This window comes from Paenibacillus sp. FSL M8-0212 (assembly GCF_038004645.1).
Taxonomy (GTDB): domain Bacteria; phylum Bacillota; class Bacilli; order Paenibacillales; family Paenibacillaceae; genus Paenibacillus.
On sequence record NZ_JBBORP010000001.1, the window covers coordinates 4,366,971 to 4,386,214 of the forward strand.

Here is a 19,244-nt window from a genome sequence, read left to right on the forward strand (position 1 = left end):
ATCTAATATTCCTGATGTCCCTTTTAGTTGGAGATTGTCCGCTTTTTCATGTCGGCAAAGGATAGAGTAGTGCATTTAGACAAAGAATGAAAATATCGTTGATTAGAGAGGAATGATTGATATGACTACACCATTTCCGAAAGACTTCCTATGGGGCGGCGCTGTAGCAGCCAACCAACTTGAAGGAGCTTATAATACAGATGGCAAAGGTCTGTCTGTTCAAGATGTAATGCCACACGGGATTACAACGCCTAGAACGGAAGCACCTACAGAAGATAACCTGAAACTGATCGGTATCGATTTCTACAACCGTTACAAAGAGGATGTTAAATTGTTTGCTGAAATGGGCTTCAAAGTATTCCGTACATCCATCGCTTGGTCCCGTATCTTCCCTAAAGGCGATGAACTGGAGCCAAACGAGAAAGGTCTGCAATTCTATGATGACCTGTTCGATGAGTGCCACAAATACGGCATTGAACCACTCGTAACGATCTCTCACTATGAGACACCGCTGCATTTGTCCAAAACGTATGATGGCTGGGTTAACCGCAAAATGATCGATTTCTACGAGCGTTATGTAACAGTGCTGTTTAACCGTTTCAAAGGCAAAGTAAAATACTGGCTGACATTCAATGAGATCAACTCCATCCTGGAGGAGCCATTCATGAGCGGCGGCATCTATACGCCAAAAGCAGAACTGTCCAAACAGGATCTGTACCAAGCGATCCATCATGAATTGGTAGCCAGTGCGTTAGCTGTGAAACTGGGTCATGAAATTATGCCTGAAGCCAAAATCGGTTGTATGGTACTGAGCATGCCTACGTATCCGTTGACTCCGAACCCGGATGATGTGGTTGCAGCGATGCATGCGGAACAGCGCAATGATATCTTTGCTGATATCCATGCACGTGGTTATTATCCGAAATACATTGATCGTTATTTCAAAGCGAATAATATCAATATCAAGTTTGAAGACGGCGATGCTGAAATTCTGAAGCATACCGTAGACTTTATCTCGTTCAGTTATTATGTAAGTATCTGTGAGACAGGTGATCCCGAGAAACGTATCGAAGGAAAAGGAAACTTGTTCGCGGGTGTACAAAACCCTTACCTCAAAGCGAGTGAGTGGGGCTGGCAGATCGATCCGCAAGGACTGCGCGTAACCCTGAACAAATACTGGGACCGTTATCAAAAACCATTGTTTATTGTCGAAAATGGTCTGGGTGCAGTCGATGAGCTGATTACCGACGAAAATGGCAATAAAACGGTGAACGATGATTACCGTATTCAATACTTGAATGACCATCTGGTACAGGTGGGCGAAGCTCTTGAGGATGGCGTAGAAGTGATGGGTTATACGTCATGGGGCTGTATTGACCTGGTAAGTGCTTCAACAGCAGAGATGAAGAAACGTTATGGTTTCATCTATGTAGACCGCAACAATGACGGTTCAGGAACATTGGATCGTTATAAGAAAAAATCATTCCATTGGTACAAGGAAGTTATTAGTACAAATGGCGCAAGTCTTAAGAACAACAACGAGTAAATACTAGTTCTTCAAGCATAGTTGTACAAGTACCTTCTTATGTCACATTAACGCACATTAACCGCTTTCACAAAAACATTGTCATATGGATAATTATATGGTAAGATGGGCCTAAGGCTAATGAATACTGGATTGTTACTGTTCAATCAGGCAAAACCAGAAGCGGGGCATATTTCGTGACCTGCTTTGGTTTTGCCTTTTACTACTTTGACGGTGCAAGGTGATGTGAAGAAATGAAAATTGAGAAGGTGCTGAACAACAACGTAGTTACCGTAATTGATCCGGGAGGAAACGAACTGGTCGTTATGGGACGTGGAATTGCCTTCAAAAAGCATACTGGTGAATCGATTGACGAGAGTCTCGTCGAAAAAATATTCTCGCTTGAAAGTAAGGAAGTATCACAGAAACTTAAAACACTTCTGTCTGATATCCCGGTTGAATATGTCGAGTGCTCGGATGAGATTATCCGTTATGCCGAGACGGTGTTAGGTGAGAAGCTGCATGAGAGCATCTACATTTCACTGACGGATCATATTCATTTTGCCATTGATCGACATCGTCAAGGATTGCAGATCCGTAACGCATTGTTCTGGGAGATCAAGCGCATGTACCGGAAGGAATATGCCATTGGACTCAAGGCGCTACAGATTATTGAGGAAACGTTAGGGGTCCTGCTACCCGAAGACGAATGCGCATTCATTGCAATGCATCTGGTTAATGCCCAGATGAACGGTGAGATGAGGGAAACGATCAGTATTACAAACATTGTTAAGGACATACTTAACATCGTAAGACGTAGCTTTGTGATTGAACTTGATGAAGATTCATTGAGTTATTATCGATTTTTAACTCATCTGAAGTTCTTTGCCCAACGTGTGTTGCAAGGAACGGCGATTGAAGATAAAGAAGAAGATAATCCGCTTCATGACTTGGTGAGCAAGCAGTATCCGGAAGCACATGCATGTGCAGTAAGGATCAGTGACTATACGCGTAAGATTTATAATCGGGTGTTGTCCAAGGAAGAAATACTGTATCTGACCATTCATATTGAACGAGTTGTCAGAAATGAACAAACAATTGAATAAAGTTGGGATTGTTACTGCTAAAAAGGCAAAACCTAAACGTTGAATAATGATAAGCTTTTCTGCTTTGTCATTATTCAGTGTTTAGGTTTTTTTTTAACCTTCATTACACATAAAAGGAGCAAAACACAATGGATAAACAACAATTGTCCAAGGATATTTTGAAGCTTGTTGGTGGCGAAGAGAATATCGATCAAGTCACACACTGTATGACAAGACTCAGATTTAACCTGAATGACAACCAAAAAGCGGACAAAGCGACGCTAAAAAATACACCAGGCGTCATGGGCGTGATGGAGAACGGTGGACAGTTCCAGGTTATCATTGGTAACGATGTGCCTATCGTGTATAACGCACTCGTTGGCAACATGTCCAAATCACCAACCGCAGATAATGCCTCATCCGGTGCTTCAACTGGAGAAAAGAAAAAGAGAAATCCAATAAGTGCGCTGTTCGACTTCATCTCAGGTATGTTTACACCAATTCTGCCTGCGATTACGGGTGCAGGTATGATCAAAGGGATCGTGGCCATCCTTGTCGCAGTTGGATGGTTGTCCGATACCAGTTCGACCTACATCATTTTGTCTGCAATCGGTGACGGTGCATTCTACTTCCTGCCAATCATTCTGGCGATTAGTGCTGCACGTAAGCTGGGTAGTAATATGTATATTGCTGCGGCGCTTGCTGCGGGTATTATGCACCCGACCATTACAGCATTGCTGGCCGATGGTCACAACTCATCCTTTATGGGGATTACAGTCATAGCGGCAACGTATTCTTCTACAGTTATTCCGATTGTTCTGGCAGTTTGGATTGCTTCATATGTAGAAAAAGCCGTTGATCGTGTAGTACATGCTTCACTTAAGTTACTCATTGTTCCAACAGTTACCCTGTTAATTATGGTTCCACTGACGTTGATGACTGTTGGACCACTGGGTACGGTTCTTGGTAATGGTTTGTCTGGTGGTATTTCATGGTTGTTCGACAATATGTCCATCTTCGCAAGTATTCTGATTGGTGGTACGATGTCACTGCTGATCATTACAGGTATGCACTATGCGTTGCTGCCAATCGTTGTAGGTTCAATGACAACACTGGGTTACGACTTTATTATTCCACTGATGTTTGCAGCTAACTTGGCACAAGGTGGTGCAGCATTTGGTGTAGGTCTCAGATCGAGAAATAGCAAAACCAAATCCCTGGCCTATTCCACAGGTCTTACGGCTATTATGGGGATTACGGAACCAGCGATGTATGGTATCAACATGAAGTTCAAAAAACCATTTATTGCAGCACTTATCGGTGGAGCTATCGCAGGTGCATTTATGGGGATCTTCAATGTTAAATCGTATGTTATTACAGGACTTGCGGGTCTGCCGAGTATTGCGGCATTTGTCAGTCCAGCAATTAGCACATTGATTTATGCTTTGGTTGGTGGTTTGATTGCCATCGTAGCGGCAGCAATCATTACGTATATCTTGGGCTTCCAAGAAGAAAATGCATCGGAGCCAGTAGCTGCACCAGCAGCAACAACTTCTGCTGCTGTAACTGAAGAAGCAAAAGCGCAAGATGAGCAAGTATTCAGCCCGATCACAGGTGAAGTTAAACCGCTGAGCGAAGTGCCAGACCCTGCGTTCTCTGAAGAGATTATGGGTAAAGGATTCGCGATTCAACCATCTGAAGGCCGCGTGGTTTCTCCGATCAACGGAACCGTGTTCTCGTTATCGAAGAGTGGACATGCCATTGGTCTGGTAAGTGATACAGGCGCAGAGATGTTGATTCATATCGGGATTGATACCGTGAAACTGAAAGGTCAATTCTTCTCTCCTAAAGTTCAAGCAGGTGCGAAGGTTGCCGTAGGTGATGTACTGATGGAGTTTGACCGGGAACAGATCGAAAAAGCCGGTTATACAACGATTACACCAGTCATTATTACAAACATGCACCAGTATGAGTCCATTGAATCTGCTGGTCGCACGACGATCAAAGAAAAAGACTTGTTGTTTACAGCTAAAGCTTAACCATAAAAATGAAACAGCAGCTTTACCGGAATGGATGTAATCCGGTAAAGCTGCTGTTTTTTGCTTATAGCCTTTTACACCACGGGAAGCATACCCTGGACCAATTGCACAAAGTGTTGTGCAGGCTTGGACAGATAGCGGTTCTGCAGCCAGACCAGTGCCGAACCAACCGTGGAATGCTGATCCTGAATGCGATATACGTGAAATGGGTGCTCGTGATATAGCTGTAGTACCGTGTGAGGCACGATAGAACTGGCGAAGCCGAGTCGGACCAGCTCCAGCAACATATTAATGTCTGAGCACTCACCCATGATGGAGGGGGTAACCTGATGCTCCCGGAATTTGTCCAGAATCAACTCGAACATACCAAGTCCTTCTGTACTTGGAAGCAGTAGAGGGATACCTGTAAGCTGCTTGAAATAGGTCCGCATCTCCGCTCCAGGGGTCATCTCCGGTGGGCTATCCAGCGGTGTTGAAGAAATATAGAAGAGGGGCTCCTGTGGCAGGTGCAGCACCTCATAACGTTCGGTCTGGACAGGCATGCGTACACAAGCGAGCTCGACTTTGCCATCATCCAGAAGGCGGCATAATTGTGCGGACTCATTTTGCTGAATTTTATAAGTAACCTGTGGATGTGTGGTGCGGAACTGCTGAAGTGCTTGGGGGATCAGACGATCAGATATGGTATTAATGCCAATGGAGAGTTTGCCCCGTATGCCGTGACGGAAACTTTGCATCTCCATTAGAGCTTCCTCCATATATTTGGTCAAGGTGACCGCATAATCATAGAAGCTGCGACCCGCCTGCGTTAGCTCCATCATGCGCCCTTTGCGTTCAAATAGAATCACACCAAGCTCTTCTTCCATTAACTTAAGCTGCTGGCTTAAGGGCGGCTGAGCCATGTGAAGTCTCCGGGCTGCTGCTGTAATCTGTTTCTCCTCAGCAATGGCAATGAAATAGCGACATTGTTTGATATCCAAGTGGTTGTTCTCCTTCGCCTGCGATGTATATGTAATTCGTATGGAAAGCCAACAAAACATGTATTTTTAATATACTACGATCTTATGTTACCATACATTAGATTTGCATACCTGACTAACGGGACTTGGTTTCCATATAAATATTGCTGCACGAGAAAGACCTTGAATTGGAGGATGAAACAACGTGGTTAGAACAATACATGATGCCGCTCTAGCGGGCCATACTGATGAGGTCATTCGATTTATCACACAACAGGGCAGCCGGTTGAATGAACGGGATGCATTGGGGCGAACACCTCTGATGGCAGCGGTGCACGGTAACAAGATAGACACGGCAAGGATGCTAGTGGACGCCGGAGCCGACATTAATCTTCGGGATGCACGATTGGACAACCTGTTGTTATACGCGAGTGCTGAGGGTATGTATGACATGGTCGAACTGGCCGTTGAAGCAGGTGCAGATACAAGGTTAACGAATCGTTTTGGCGGTACAGCCCTTATTCCAGCAGCGGATCGGGGCCATGTGGACATTGTGGAGCTTCTGCTGACACGCAGTGATGTGGATGTGAACCATATCAACAACCTGGGATGGACAGCCTTGCTGGAAGCAGTCATTTTGGGAGATGGTGGGCCGCGTCATCAGCAGATTGTTGCCTTGCTTTTGCAATATGGTGCAGATCCAAAGATCGCGGATCGGGACGGGATTACACCGCTTGCACATGCGAGCCGGCATCGGTATGCCGAGATGGAACGACTATTAACCCAAGTCTGAAGAGAGTTACACATTTATGATATAGAACAGTGAAAGGATATTCCGAACGAATGAACAGACATCAAGAGCATTTTACACAAAAGAATATGAAGGACGTATCTTCACTGATTTTGGCAGGTATACAGTGGTTTTTCTTCCTGTTTACCAATACCGTTGTTGTGCCGCTATCCATTGGACATAATTTTCATCTGTCTCCGGATGCGATAGCTGCCTCGATGCAGCAAGCATTTATCCTTACCGGAGCAGTGTGTATTCTGCAAGCTGTATTCGGTCATCGATATGCGATTATGGATGGTCCGTCAGGATTATGGTGGGGATTGACGCTAAGTTTGACGGTATCTGCTTCATCGGCCGGTATGAGTCTGGAGCGTATTGGCGGTGGACTGGCTGCAGGTTTTCTGTTAGCGGGACTAACGATGGTGATTCTGGGTTGGCTGGGAGCAGCGCAAGTGCTGCAAAAGCTGTTCACACCTATGGTGAAGAGTGCCATGTTGTTTCTAATGACGATTCAATTAACCATGAATTTTTTCAAAGGTATGATAGGATATACGGAGTTTGGCCGCTTCAATCTGCCTGTTGCCGCATTGTCCGTTGTCATTGCATTTTTGGTGGCATGGATTCAATTAAAGGGTAGGGGGAAACTGGGGAACTACGCGATCCTGATTGGGATTGTGGCAGGCTGGATCGCTTATAGTCTATTGTTTCCTGGACAACATAGCGGACAGCCTAATCAAGCCCCGGCTGGTCTCGAACTGTTTCCGTGGGGAGCACCCAGATGGGAACCCGGTATTGTCATTACTGCATTTTTCGTGGGGTTGGTGAATATGACGAATTCGATCACCACATTAAGCACAGTTGAGAAACTATACCGGACAGAAACAACAAGCCGTCAGTATAGGCATTCCTATGCGCTAACGGGTCTGTTCACGATGTTGTCAGCCTGTGTAGGTGTGCTGCCCTTTGGTTTATTTGCATCATCGATCGGGTTCCTGGAGAGTACTCGTATTCTGCGTCGTGCTGCCTTTATGATTGGAGCGGGGTTGTTATGTATGATGGGTCTTACACCTTCTGTGACAGCATTCTTTGCACAAATACCACCAAGCGTTGGCTGTGCTGTTTTGTTTGTGGCTTACCTTCAGATGTTCGGCACGGCACTAAGAACGCTTGAAGGTACAACGTTTAATTCTAAAACGATCTATCGTGTAGCGTTGCCGGTCCTCACGGGAGTTGCTGTAATGAATATTCCTGCTGAAGCCTTTCAAACCTTGCCCATGTATCTTGTTCCGATCATAAGCAATGGTCTCGTCATTGGGGTATTGGTCTCACTCGTTCTTGAAAAAACCGTGAACTGGTCCAAAATGGAACAACCAGCGACAGTTAGTAAAGCGGCATAAAGAGTTTCATCTTGCGACAGTCCAATTTGATTGGGCTGTTTTTTTGTTTTTGTTATCAGGCTATATGGCTATTTCACGATAATTTTGCCTTGGCCTGCAAGCATTCGCATCTCTCTGGAGAGGCGGTCCTGGTTTCCATCCTGCATTTCCAGTTGAACTCCATAGTGCCATGAGGTATTTTTTTCATGACCCCAGCGGAGAGTGCCTTCCATATATAGAGGGTCTTCAAAGAGCAGCATATTCATTCCAATCCGAATATCGTTATTCTCTACAGGAAGGGATAGCGGAAATGACAGCTGACAGCCGGATCGACTGATATCGCAGAGTTCGGCCTGAATGGGTTTGGCTGGTGCGTTAACCCCGTTGATGCTGAGAATATAGATCTCAAAGTGAATCGGTTCCTTCAATGTGTAGCGAAAGGGTTCTTTTCTATTGTTAATTGACATGGCTTGGCTTCCTCCATCAGGTTCAAAAAAAGTCAGTTATGCTTATATCGACCATTTGGAGCGAGAAATGAAGAGTTGCGAAAGCAGAGATGGTCCATGGGTTCCTTTTACACGTGTATCAGGCTTGATATAATGATGGAATATATTTCTGAGGTCAGACCTGGATCAGATAGAAGGGACGTGTGAATATGAGAGGAACATTTCAAATGGTTACAGATACGGCAACATTGTGCCTGTATGATCTGGCAGCGTTAAAACATCGTGCCGAGGATACTTCGGACTGGTGGTCCATTCCAGTGGATGAGCTGGCTGAGGTGAATGCAGGTCATTGTCTGTTCCTGAATCTGGGTGCGGATGGAGTGTATGAGGTGGAATGGAGCCTGGAGGATGTAGGGGAGGATTCAGGTTCAGATCACGCAGCGGAACGGGAAAAGGTGTATCATCTGCAAGTTCCGTCTGGGCACATCTATCTGGGAGCGGCGGATGATGTCACTGGCGGTGAATTGGAGCCGGATGAGACGTGTGAAGGGGTTCTGTTTCAGTTAAAGCCCGGAAATTATGCGTGTATCGTCTCCAGAGAAGCCAGTCGGATCACCATTGTCATGACACCAAGTATTCAGGGAAATAACACGCTGGATGATTTAATCCGGATTTAGTGTACATATACGAACAGGAGGGATTCATATGCAGGAATGGAACGAGATAACGATGATGAATGCAGATGCCCTGCGTAAACGGATGAGAATACTCGCTGCTTTGGATATCATCTTTTCGGAGGAAGAATGGTTACGCGTTCATCATTATGAAGCTGAACTTCAGCCAGGTGTGGCATTGGGAAGCATCAATAACGGCGCAGGTGATCATCTGCATGTCTTGTTTACGAACTCAGGCACGTTGATCAAGGGATTTGATCATGAGTCATCTTTAAGTCCGCATGCTCGTGAGGATGGTGAGATCTACCCAGGCATGTACGATGAAGTGCCAGAGGCCTTGATGGCTGTACTGCGAAGTCATGAGGAAACGTTGGATATGGAGGATGTGACCTTTTGCCTGTGGCAGGAAGGGAACGACTTGCAGTGGAAGGTTGGTAACTGGATTCAGCTGGCGATGAACGAGGAAGACAAAGCGGACGCCAGAGGTGGTGTAGAATTTTTACTGGGATATTTGGAGAAGAACCCGGTAGATTACGTTGATTGGGCAAAAGGGTACTACGACTTGCTGGATCTGTCGTTGAAAGCCGTAGCTGAAGTATATGAAGAAAAACCGGTGACCGCCAGCCTGATTAAGCAGTTGTGTCCTGAGCGAGATGTGGCAGCAGCACTGGATGAGTTGCAGCAACGCGGGTATGCCGTGGAACAAACGTAATAGAGTAGCTAAGGGAGATGGGGAAGCCATGTACAAGATGCAACTGAAACGTATGCATGAAAAGTTGATCGCTCTCCGAAGTATGGACCCGGATCTGGACCTGTTCGGTGCAGAAAACCATGAATATGAAATGGAACCTGTGTGGACGCGGGAGGATATCACGCAATTTGAACAGAAATGGCGAATTAAGTTGCCGGAGGAGTATAAGGTATGGCTTCTTCATATGGGAACGGGTGGTGTAGGACCTTATTATGGTCTGGAAAACCCGGATGACGGGGTATACGCTGTGCTTGGCTATGATGATGAGCTGAATGCAATCTCGGACCCTTTCCAATTCACGGAAGCATGGAACTGGAACTATGACTGGTTCGATGACAGCAAGGAAGAAGAGGAATGGGAAGCGCTGGAACACGAATATTTTGATCCGAAATGGTCGGCAGGCATGCTGCGCATCAGTGATTTTGGCTGTGGCATCTCCATGAATCTGATTGTTAAGGGAGCCTCCTACGGAGAGATCTGGGTTGATGACCGGGCTAACCGCAATGGAATCTATCCTGATCAGTATTGGGGCAATACGAATCGATTGCATTTTCTGGACTGGTATGAGTTGTGGTTGGATCGTTCAATCCATCAAATACATGAACAAAAACAACTATCTGGAGCGAACGAAGTCTGAAGGAGGTTGTACATATGGGCTGGGAATATGGGATTAGAGCAACGGAGCCTGCAATTTTACCTGCAGTTGTGAAGCGTTTGGCAAGTGCATTAACGTTTACCAACATGTACAGCTTAGAACACCAAGCCAACGGTTTTGTACTGAAACGTGAAGATTCTTCCTGGCCTAGAGCCCTTGAAGTGTGGATAGAAGAGGCTTCCGGGTTAGAAGAGATTGTGGATGGGGAGTTGTATATCTACTGTTTGTTCCATATCTGGGGTGAAGAAGGTCGGAGCTGGATGCAACAAATGGAGCAAGAAAGCAGGCAGCTAGATGGTAGTTTAATCTGGTTTGAACTCTGATCGGTAAGAGATTTGCCTGAAACAGGAGGAGCATATATGGCTAAAAAATCAAAAAGGACTATTCCTGCGCTCATGTATCAGTATCAAGGTCCGCAGCGGAACGTGGGTTTTGTTTTATCCCCTTTATACATAGAAGAATCGGTTGAAGTAGAGATGGAAGACATGCTGTTCATATATAATGAAGACTTTGACTACATTCGTCCTGCATTGGATCGCGCATTTCCCTTAATTAACCCGCGAACTGGAGAAGAGATGAAGGCTCTAGATCCCTGTTGGGAGAATCCGATTATGAAGGAAGTGTGGATAGAGATTTTATCAGAGTTGGATCAACAGGTGGTTGCAGAGCCAGAATTACAGATGTTTTTGAATCAGTTTACCACTTGGGTGAGAAATCATCTGCAATTGGCCGACGGGATCGAAGTCACCGGCAATTTGTAAGTTAGTTAATCTTGGATTGTTCATTCGTGTACGTAATTCTGTATACCGGCGGCCGAAGTGCTATGTAATCAAGCTCCCTCATGATGATGGCGGAGCTTTTTTTGATGAACAAATATTAAAAACCGTTTGCTTCACTCACCCGTCTTATACTACAGAAAGAGAGAGAAGGAGGGATGCGGGGTGGAAACAAAAGCAGAGATGAACCAGAGGATCTATGTACAGACCGAAGATGAGACGGAATTTGTGCAATCCATTATGGAACATCAAGATACGCTCATTTCTATTGCCTATAGCTACCTGCGTAACCGGCAAGATGCGCTGGAAGCGGTACAGGAGATGACGTGCCGGGCTTGGATCAAGCGTCGGACGCTGAACAATGAGAAGGCGTTCAAGTCGTGGATCATTCGGATTCTGATCTATATCTGTATCGATGAGCAGAGGCGGCGCAAGCGGGCGACACCTCTGGCGAAGGAAGATCTGGAGGACAGCATTCCGGCGTCTTGGATGATCAGTGTAGATGATAACCGAATTGCTATGGAATCTCTTTTGCAAAAGGTGAAACCGAAATATCGCCATGTATTATTGCTGAAATATTATAACGACATGACACTGACGGATATTGCCTCGATCCTCGGCAAACCAGAAGGGACGATCAAGACCTGGCAGCACAAGGGACTCCAGCAGTTGCGCAAGTTGATGAAGAACAGGAGGGATTGGCATGACCACTAACCCGGAGGAGAAAGCACTTCTTGCAGATGCATATCAGGTGAAAAGAGAGAAGCAGCACTGGAATCCGGCGGACACGACTGCTGCAATTCAACGTGGTCTCGCAAAGGGCAGAACAAAACGATCAGGTAGGACCTTTCGTGTCAAATGGATCACGGCAATGCTGGTCACGGCTCTGGCTGCGGGTTGGTTTCTCTTAGGTCCGCTTGGGAGTTATGGTCAAGAGCAGGCAACATATACTGAGCCTGTGACCCATTGGGGAGTACTAGAGCCCTTTCGTGGCCTGCTAACTTCGGATATGGATAGTGCCACGATTACTTCAACGCTCAATAATGGTTATGTGCAACTTGTAGACCAGACGGTTACATCGGGGATATATCAGTTTACCGTGAACGCGGTTATGGCGGATGAGAACAGGATAACCGTACTGTATACCGCCAGAACGGATGCATCGCAAGAGATTTATTCGATAGTCAATACCAAGATGACGGATGCAAGAACAGGTTATGTCCTTGATAACGGAAATATAGGAGGTATACATTTTTCGAAGGATAAGCATACCATTTATGGCCGGAATACAATTGAGCGTAATCAAAATAAACCGCTGCCTGAGCAAGTGAATCTTCAGTTCCAGCTTTCTTCCGTTGTTCCAGATGTGGTGGAATATTCAGAAAACGGGGAAAAGGAACGGAAGTATCAATATTCCAAAAAAATGAATCTTTCTTTTGCGCTGGATCCTAAATTCTCTATCCCCAAAACGGAAATCCTCAACGTTAATCGTACGTTTACCGTTGGGGGTTATGAAGTTATGTTGTCAGAAGTGGAATTATCACCGCTTGTTACTCGGGTTAGATTTGTTTTTGAGCCGGAGCAAGAGATCGATTACAAAATGAAGTTGTTGATCAGTGAGGTCGTTCAGCCTCTCGAGATTGTAACTACCACTAAAAACGGGAAGAAGACCAAGTTATCCGGGGTAGGCGGGAGCGGATCGGAAGATGGAATGATGTATTCTTTCAGTAGCAATCTGTTGGACCATCCGGAGTCCATGGTATTAAAACTTCGTGGTAAACCAGATAAGGTCTATGATGATTTGCAGGAAGCCAAGAATGATGAACTGGAAATCAAAATCAAATAAGATGAACTAACTGGAAATACTCTTATTCAGATTAGGTGGATGTTAGTGAAAGCAGAGAAGGGATGTCCCTGAAGGTCGTAAGCCTTGTGAGACATCCCTTTTTAAATATGAAAACGGCTGATCTTATACAGTTAAAATATCTACTCCCAGAGCTGGAAGGGTCAACTTCTGATCCAACCTCGCGCTGTTCAACAAGCTGCGATAAGGAACGTCCAGCGTAATCTCTCGTTGCTCATTCATCAAATTGATCAGGAAGAGGAAATTTTGCTCCCCCTTCGTTCGAATCGACAGCTCGATACCTTCCGGCAACTGGATTTTGGGCGCCAAATCCTTTTCCTTCAATATGCCTTCAAACAGCTGATAGAAATACGATGGCTCGGGCCAAGTGCCGACATAATACACTTCACCTTCACCAAGCTTATTGACAGTAACCGCCGGTACACCCTCATAAAAGTCGTTGTCATACCATGCGATCGGCTCTGTCCCTCGCAGTTCCAGTAGATCACACCATTGCTTTGTAGCGAATGTCTTGCCCTCCGCGTTCCGTATCCGATGCTCACTGTTGCCGATGGCATCATATTCACTTACGACAACACCCGCCGCTTCGGCCAGTAGCCCCGGCAGAGGCAGCATCTCACATACATTCCTCATGTTCTTCACACCAGTCCGATTGGTGAGGACAACCGTCCCCCCTTTAGCTGCGAACCGCTCCAGTCTTTGTGCTACTTCTTCACTTAACAGGAAGAGGGAAGGGACAACGACCAGCTTGTACCCATTGAGCTCCTCGGTCCAATTGATAACGTCTGTACCGACGCCCATTTTCAGAAATGCATTATGCATAGAGGACAGGTTGTCTATATAGTGCATTCCCCCTTCCGCCTGCGGCTGAAGGGAAAGCGCTGTGTGCTGATCATGCGAATGCAGAATGGCAACCTGGGTAACAATGGTCGAGTCGGCCAGCAGTTCTCCTAACTGGTTCACCTCGCGAGTAAGCTCGGCAAACTCCCTGAACCTGCGTCCAGGAACATTGCTGTGGTCGATCAGTCCATGCCAAAACTGTTCCGCTCCGACGGTAGCACTCCGCCAGCGGAAATGGACGACCATATCCGCACCGCGGGCGATTGTCTGCCAAGAGCGAGCTCGGATCAGTCCAGGATACGGGGTGCGCTGAATCGGCATCCAGGCACCCTGTGCTCCGCTGAGCTGTTCCATTACCCAGAAATTGCGGCGTTTGATGCCGCGAACCAAGTCCAGCGTAAGCGCTCCGTTCCTCGGAAACCGATCGCCATAATCGCGATACAGCTCATTCGGATAATAATCAACAGAGACGAAGTCCAATTCGTTGTGCATATCATAATAGTCCAGACTATTCGGATACTGCCACATGTTATGCGTCACAAATTGGCCTGGACAGTTACGGCGTAAAATCTCAAGCTGCCATCCCAGCAGATAGCCTACGCTGTCAGAACAAAATCGTTTGTACTCCAGAAGATAGGAAGGATTCATTGGTTTGCTGGGTCCGAGTGGTGTTGTTACCTCAGCCCAGCTGCTGTACTCACCACTCCAGACGACCGTACCCCACTCCCGGTTCAATTCCTCCAGATTGGAATAACGCTTTTGCAGCCAAGCGACAAATGCACGATTACATGTATCACAATGGCACTCCTGGTAGTGCATCTCGTTATCGATTTGCCAGCCAATGACGGCGGGATGCTTACCATAGCGCTGTGATATCGCTTCCACAAATTTGGAGCCCAGCATTCTCAAGGAAGGGCTGTTGTTGCAACGATGTCCACGCACACCTGGCCGAATGATGTGGCGTTGTTCATCTATGGGCAGCACATCCGGATAACGTGTTGTCATCCAGTTTGGCGGGGTATTGGTTGGGGTGCACAACACAATTTCCATGCCGCGCGAAGCGAATACTTCTATAGCCGCATCCAGCCATTCAAACTGATAATTACCCTCAGTCGGTTCCATTCGGCTCCAGGCGAACTCCGCCATTCGCACAACAGCAACCCCCGTCTCTTGCATAAGTATGGCATCTTTCTCCCATAACTCCGGGGTCCATTGCTCTGGATAATAATCAATTCCGATCTTAATTGTCATCCTGTGATCTCCTTTATTTATCAATATATTGCGATTATATGTTATATTCATTCGAGTGAATATCTTAAATAATTAATATGATATAACAATATTAAGATCAGGAGAGTTAGTCGTATGCCTCATCCCAATCGTAATTTTCCAGTGTTATCTGCCCGAGACAAGCTGCTCCCTTTTTATTTACTTGGCATCGGCCTGCATCATGAACAGGAGCATATCCGCCGAGACCAAGGCATTGAGGATTATCAGTGGATACAATGCCGCAGCGGTGTGGGTAAGCTCGAGCTAAGTGAAACGGAACATATCGTCAAGCCAGGTATGGGCATGCTGTTATTCCCTGGACAGAAGCACGAATACTATGCGCTATCCGACAGTTGGGAAGTCGACTGGATCATTTTCGATGGCAACGGGTCAGCAAACTTGTTTGAAACCGTGGGCATTGTCGACACATGCGTATACAAGCTTGCACAACCTGAATACCTTCTATCCCGAATGCGGGAGCTGCTGCAAGCTGCCTTAACACCACAAGAGCAGACATTAAGCAATTACGCCTGCTCCGCCATTCTCTATACCTTATTGACAGAGATTATTCAACGCGTATCTGTTGAGGGTAGCGATACGGTCGGGCAGCAGTATGAGCGAATAAAGCCGGTTCTGGACTATATTGAACAGCATTATGCTGAAGAGATTACTTTGCCAACGCTAGCTGGATTGATCTGTGTCACACCAGAATATTTCTGTCATTTGTTTAAGAAAACGACAGGTATTCGTCCCATTAGCTATGTTAATCAGGTAAGAGTCAACAAGAGCAAGGAACTGCTGCTCGACAATGTGCAGCGCGGGATGGAGGATATCGCTCGTCAAGTCGGTTTCGAATCGACCAGTTATTATGGAGCCATCTTCAAGAAGCTGGAACGAATTACACCTGGTGCCTTCCGCCGCAGCTATCAGAAGTCGTAACATATTATTATCCGCAAGCACTGGTTTTCGTTAGAGGTTTTAAGAACTGATCCGAGGGCAGATCAGTTCCAAGTTGGATCACATAGTACTCCTTAATAGAGACGCTAATTAGCGTCTCTATTTTGTGTGAACGAATGGCTGGGTTTACGTTTTTTCACTATATCTGATCTGCTGTTGCGAAAAAGATAATATTGTTGTCTTTTTGCAATTATTGTATTGTCACAACCAAAGTTACACGATATAATCGAGTTGTATTTGAGGATAATTTTATAAAGGATGGTGAAATTTTGAAGAAATTTTCGATGCTTTTACTCGCTGTAACTCTATTGTTGCTAACTGTCTCGACAGCCCCGTCTACATATGGTGCGGCTAGTTATCCGAACACAGGTACGAATGGGTTGACTGGTTTTGCAGGCAGTGCCAAGAATGAAAGTGGTGTATCCAAGGCAGCTACGACAGGTGGCAAGAACGGTCAGGTAGTTTATGTTAGTAATCTCAATGACCTGAGAACACATATGGCGGGCTCTACAGCCAAAATTGTCGTCGTTGAACAGAATATTTCTTCCTCCACGCTGCAAAAGGTTGAATTCGGAGCGAACAAGACACTTGTAGGTTCCTTTGGCAAACATACATTAACGAATATTCATTTCAGATCCACAAGCAGTTCAAGCAATGTGATTTTTCAGAATCTGACTTTTGAACACGCTTCCAATATTAATGCCAATGATGATATCCAGATGTATATCACTTCAGGCTCCAATTACTGGATTGATCATGTGACGTTTGCTGGTCACAGCTACAGCTCTGGAGGTAGTGATCTGGACAAACTTCTGTATATTGGCGATCGCGCCGACTATATTACGATTAGCAATTCCAAATTTGCGAACCATAAGTATGGCGTCATCTTGGGTCATCCGAATGATGGTAACAGCAGTTACAATGGAGTACCTCATGTGACGATGTCCAATAATTACTTCGAAAATTTATATGTACGTGGTCCTGGACTTTTAAGATATGGTTACTTCCATCTCAAAAACAACTATGCAAACAACTTTAATCAGGCCATCACAATTGGTGAAAAAGCACGGATTTATTCTGAAAACAACTACTTTGGTGCTGGCGCTGAAAAGGGTGGCATCTTAGATGACAAAGGAAAAGGTGAGTTTACGGATACGGGAAGTACACCAGCGCTTAATAGTCCGACTTCTCCTAAAACGAACTGGAGACCAAGCTCCAATTACAGTTATCAGGTAGAGAGTGCCAGCTATGCGCGTGAGTTCGTCACCAAGTATGCAGGTTCCTCCAATACAACACTTGTATTCGGAAAATAAGACCATGTATTCATGTTTATTAGCGTAACCAAGAAGCCTTTCTTGTACGTAACAGCGTATAAGAAGGGCTTTTTATGTTTTTTTTATATGGAAGCACATTAATTAAAAGTAAATATTTAAATTTATATCCGGAATACCGATATACATAATGTAGCGCTGCTTTCATGTTTGTGAAGTAACATTGTACTATGGCGGTGGCCTGAGCGTTGCGTCGAAATATGCACGGTAGAAAACCATAAAGAGGCCGGTGTGAGTGCGAGTATGCCCTACAATCGCAAGTTATTTTATCTAAAGGACGGGGTATGCATGAATCGTATTGACGAAATTATATGGAAACGGAACAAGATCATCAGCATCATTATATGGTTTGTATTAATTGTAGGATTTTCTGTGGCTTTAGTTCAGCCCAAGTTATTTATTTCCAATGGTGTTGTGGTCTTGTATGGAATCTGGCTTGCTTATGCAAACGCCAAAAAGAAGCACATCCATCTAATTCCTTGGGTGAACACCGTGCTGATCTCGTTGTGTGGGGTATTCGCCGGATGGGGAAGTGTTGAACCGCTGCTGGCCATTCTCATCGCTTCGATCCTGCTTATTTATCCAAATAAAAAATTATTTATCATCGGATTTTCGGTTATGCTTGCGAACAACATTCTTCAACTTGTGATTATTCCTACAACGACTCAGGATCAGTTTGTGACTAATGCAATCAATGTAGGAATGTTCGCCGTTACGGGCGGAATCTTGTTCATGGTGTCCTATCTGAACCAAAAGCTCTTTCATGAAAGTGAAAAAAGATGGAGCGAGGTCGAAGCGTCGCGGACCCGCGTGGAAACGATGCTGGAACGGGTCAAGGAGTCTGTTGGCGGACTATCTCGTTATACGGATCAATTGAAGCAAAAGGTGGATTCAACAGGTTCCATTACCCATGAAGTGACCCTGGGATTCAGTGAAGTTGCCAAAGGCGTGGAGTTCCAGGCAACCAGTGTCGCCGACATTTCGGAATCTTTAGCTGTATCGGATCAGCATATTAAGGACGTTGCGTTGTATTCCCAACAGATGAAAGAGTTGTCTGCAAGTATGGCAACGAGCACGCAAACAGGAAGCGAACATATGGACCAACTGAATATTCAGATGCAAGATCTATATGAAACGATCAATACAACTGCAAATGATATGCGAAAGTTCAATGAGGAAAGTGAATCCATGACGCTTATGCTGAACAGCATAGCGGATATTGCAACTCAGACCAACCTGCTCGCGCTTAATGCAGCCATTGAAGCGGCTCGTGCAGGCGAGCATGGACGCGGGTTTGCCGTTGTATCAGAGGAAGTACGCAAGCTGGCCGAGAGCTCGGGTAAGTCTGCGAATGATATTTCAACCATTCTGTCTCGATTAAAAGGACAAACGCAGGCACTGACAGATCGATTCGAACGTATTCGTCTATCGTTACAGCACGGAAGAGACAGTGTGCAAACGGCAGATGAAGTGTTCCGTACGATCAACAGCAACTCTCAGCATGTGTTGAATCAAGCGACAGATATTGAGATTAGTTCGGCTACAATGAAGGAATCTTCCACCAGAGTAGTGAATGAGGTTTCCGAGATTTCAAGTGTAACGGAGCAATCCAGTGCAGCGACAGAAGAGATTCTGGCGAGCATGGAAGAACAACGCAACCTGACACAGAAGATGGTGGAGAGTTTTGGAGAACTGGAGCAACTGATTGTGAACCTGAATGAGTTAGTCTCGGATCATCAGGCTTCTTCCGTTGAGAATAAACTTTAATATTAATTGTTGAGGGCCTGTCGGTGCGAATTTAGCGTACTGGACGGGCTTTTTTATCTGTAAAACAGCTTGATGCCGACATTTTTTTCCTATACAGTGTGTTGTGTAGAGTATGAAGAGAGTAGAACTAAAACTGTAAA

General features: G+C 45.5%; 18 protein-coding genes. 15 read left to right on the plus strand and 3 right to left on the minus strand.

Going from position 1 to position 19,244, the window contains the following annotated elements; translation table 11 throughout:
• Positions 1–121 precede the first annotated feature (121 nt).
• From MKX68_RS19295 to MKX68_RS19305, 3 genes are all read left to right on the plus strand, one after another.
• Positions 122–1,546 carry a glycoside hydrolase family 1 protein gene (locus MKX68_RS19295; RefSeq protein WP_445671083.1) on the plus strand — a complete coding sequence of 475 codons (1,425 nt, stop codon included), beginning with the start codon at positions 122–124 and terminating at the stop codon, positions 1,544–1,546.
• A gap of 233 nt (positions 1,547–1,779) precedes the next feature.
• Positions 1,780–2,631: a BglG family transcription antiterminator LicT gene (gene licT, locus MKX68_RS19300; RefSeq protein WP_036668684.1), complete on the plus strand. Its 852-nt coding sequence runs from the start codon at positions 1,780–1,782 to the stop codon at positions 2,629–2,631.
• Positions 2,632–2,759: 128 nt separating this feature from the next.
• On the plus strand, positions 2,760–4,649 hold the full coding sequence (locus MKX68_RS19305; protein ID WP_340913751.1) for a beta-glucoside-specific PTS transporter subunit IIABC: 1,890 nt from the start codon (positions 2,760–2,762) through the stop codon (positions 4,647–4,649).
• A 74-nt stretch (positions 4,650–4,723) separates the two neighbouring features.
• On the opposite strand, the gene MKX68_RS19310 is transcribed toward MKX68_RS19305, so the two are convergent.
• Positions 4,724–5,629 carry a LysR family transcriptional regulator gene (locus tag MKX68_RS19310; RefSeq protein WP_340913753.1) on the minus strand — a complete coding sequence of 302 codons (906 nt, stop codon included), beginning with the start codon at positions 5,627–5,629 and terminating at the stop codon, positions 4,724–4,726.
• Between the two features lie 184 nt (positions 5,630–5,813).
• On the opposite strand from MKX68_RS19310, the gene MKX68_RS19315 reads away from it, so the two are divergent.
• A complete protein-coding gene (locus tag MKX68_RS19315; RefSeq protein WP_339310280.1) occupies positions 5,814–6,401 on the plus strand; it encodes an ankyrin repeat domain-containing protein in 588 nt (195 codons plus the stop codon).
• A gap of 50 nt (positions 6,402–6,451) precedes the next feature.
• Positions 6,452–7,795, plus strand: a complete 1,344-nt coding sequence (locus tag MKX68_RS19320; protein WP_340913754.1) for a uracil/xanthine transporter — start codon at positions 6,452–6,454, stop codon at positions 7,793–7,795.
• A gap of 68 nt (positions 7,796–7,863) precedes the next feature.
• Here MKX68_RS19320 and MKX68_RS19325 read toward each other — a convergent pair whose 3' ends face one another.
• Positions 7,864–8,241 (minus strand): PilZ domain-containing protein, encoded by a 378-nt coding sequence (locus tag MKX68_RS19325; protein WP_133385742.1) that lies wholly within the window; start codon positions 8,239–8,241, stop codon positions 7,864–7,866.
• 188 nt (positions 8,242–8,429) lie between these two features.
• On the opposite strand from MKX68_RS19325, the gene MKX68_RS19330 reads away from it, so the two are divergent.
• The 7 genes from MKX68_RS19330 (at position 8,430) to MKX68_RS19360 (ending at position 12,922) form a co-directional block, all read left to right on the plus strand.
• On the plus strand, positions 8,430–8,897 hold the full coding sequence (locus MKX68_RS19330; RefSeq protein ID WP_340913756.1) for a DUF6386 family protein: 468 nt from the start codon (positions 8,430–8,432) through the stop codon (positions 8,895–8,897).
• 28 nt (positions 8,898–8,925) lie between these two features.
• Positions 8,926–9,606, plus strand: a complete 681-nt coding sequence (locus MKX68_RS19335; RefSeq protein ID WP_340913757.1) for a hypothetical protein — start codon at positions 8,926–8,928, stop codon at positions 9,604–9,606.
• Positions 9,566–10,282, plus strand: coding sequence for an SMI1/KNR4 family protein (locus tag MKX68_RS19340; protein WP_340913758.1), 717 nt, complete (start codon positions 9,566–9,568; stop codon positions 10,280–10,282). Before MKX68_RS19335 ends, MKX68_RS19340 begins: the two co-directional genes overlap by 41 nt.
• A 14-nt stretch (positions 10,283–10,296) precedes the next feature.
• Positions 10,297–10,623: a hypothetical protein gene (locus MKX68_RS19345; protein ID WP_340913759.1), complete on the plus strand. Its 327-nt coding sequence runs from the start codon at positions 10,297–10,299 to the stop codon at positions 10,621–10,623.
• A gap of 36 nt (positions 10,624–10,659) precedes the next feature.
• Positions 10,660–11,061, plus strand: coding sequence for a hypothetical protein (locus tag MKX68_RS19350; RefSeq protein ID WP_340913761.1), 402 nt, complete (start codon positions 10,660–10,662; stop codon positions 11,059–11,061).
• 198 nt (positions 11,062–11,259) lie between these two features.
• A complete protein-coding gene (locus MKX68_RS19355; RefSeq protein WP_445671124.1) occupies positions 11,260–11,790 on the plus strand; it encodes a sigma-70 family RNA polymerase sigma factor in 531 nt (176 codons plus the stop codon).
• Complete coding sequence (locus MKX68_RS19360; protein ID WP_340913764.1) at positions 11,780–12,922, plus strand: DUF4179 domain-containing protein; 1,143 nt, start codon at positions 11,780–11,782, stop codon at positions 12,920–12,922. Before MKX68_RS19355 ends, MKX68_RS19360 begins: the two co-directional genes overlap by 11 nt.
• 123 nt (positions 12,923–13,045) lie before the next feature.
• Here the strand turns inward: MKX68_RS19360 and MKX68_RS19365 are convergent, their stop codons facing one another.
• Complete coding sequence (locus MKX68_RS19365) at positions 13,046–15,031, minus strand: beta-galactosidase (RefSeq protein WP_340913765.1); 1,986 nt, start codon at positions 15,029–15,031, stop codon at positions 13,046–13,048.
• 114 nt (positions 15,032–15,145) lie between these two features.
• Here MKX68_RS19365 and MKX68_RS19370 point away from each other — a divergent pair, with 114 nt between their 5' ends.
• The 3 genes from MKX68_RS19370 (at position 15,146) to MKX68_RS19380 (ending at position 19,104) form a co-directional block, all read left to right on the plus strand.
• The gene (locus MKX68_RS19370) at positions 15,146–15,988 is read left to right on the plus strand and encodes an AraC family transcriptional regulator (RefSeq protein WP_340913767.1); all 843 of its coding nucleotides are present in this window, start codon (positions 15,146–15,148) and stop codon (positions 15,986–15,988) included.
• 287 nt (positions 15,989–16,275) lie between these two features.
• Positions 16,276–17,319, plus strand: a complete 1,044-nt coding sequence (locus MKX68_RS19375) for a pectate lyase family protein (RefSeq protein WP_445671084.1) — start codon at positions 16,276–16,278, stop codon at positions 17,317–17,319.
• Positions 17,320–17,625: 306 nt separating this feature from the next.
• Complete coding sequence (locus MKX68_RS19380; protein WP_338588139.1) at positions 17,626–19,104, plus strand: methyl-accepting chemotaxis protein; 1,479 nt, start codon at positions 17,626–17,628, stop codon at positions 19,102–19,104.
• The last annotated feature ends 140 nt before the right edge of the window (positions 19,105–19,244 follow it).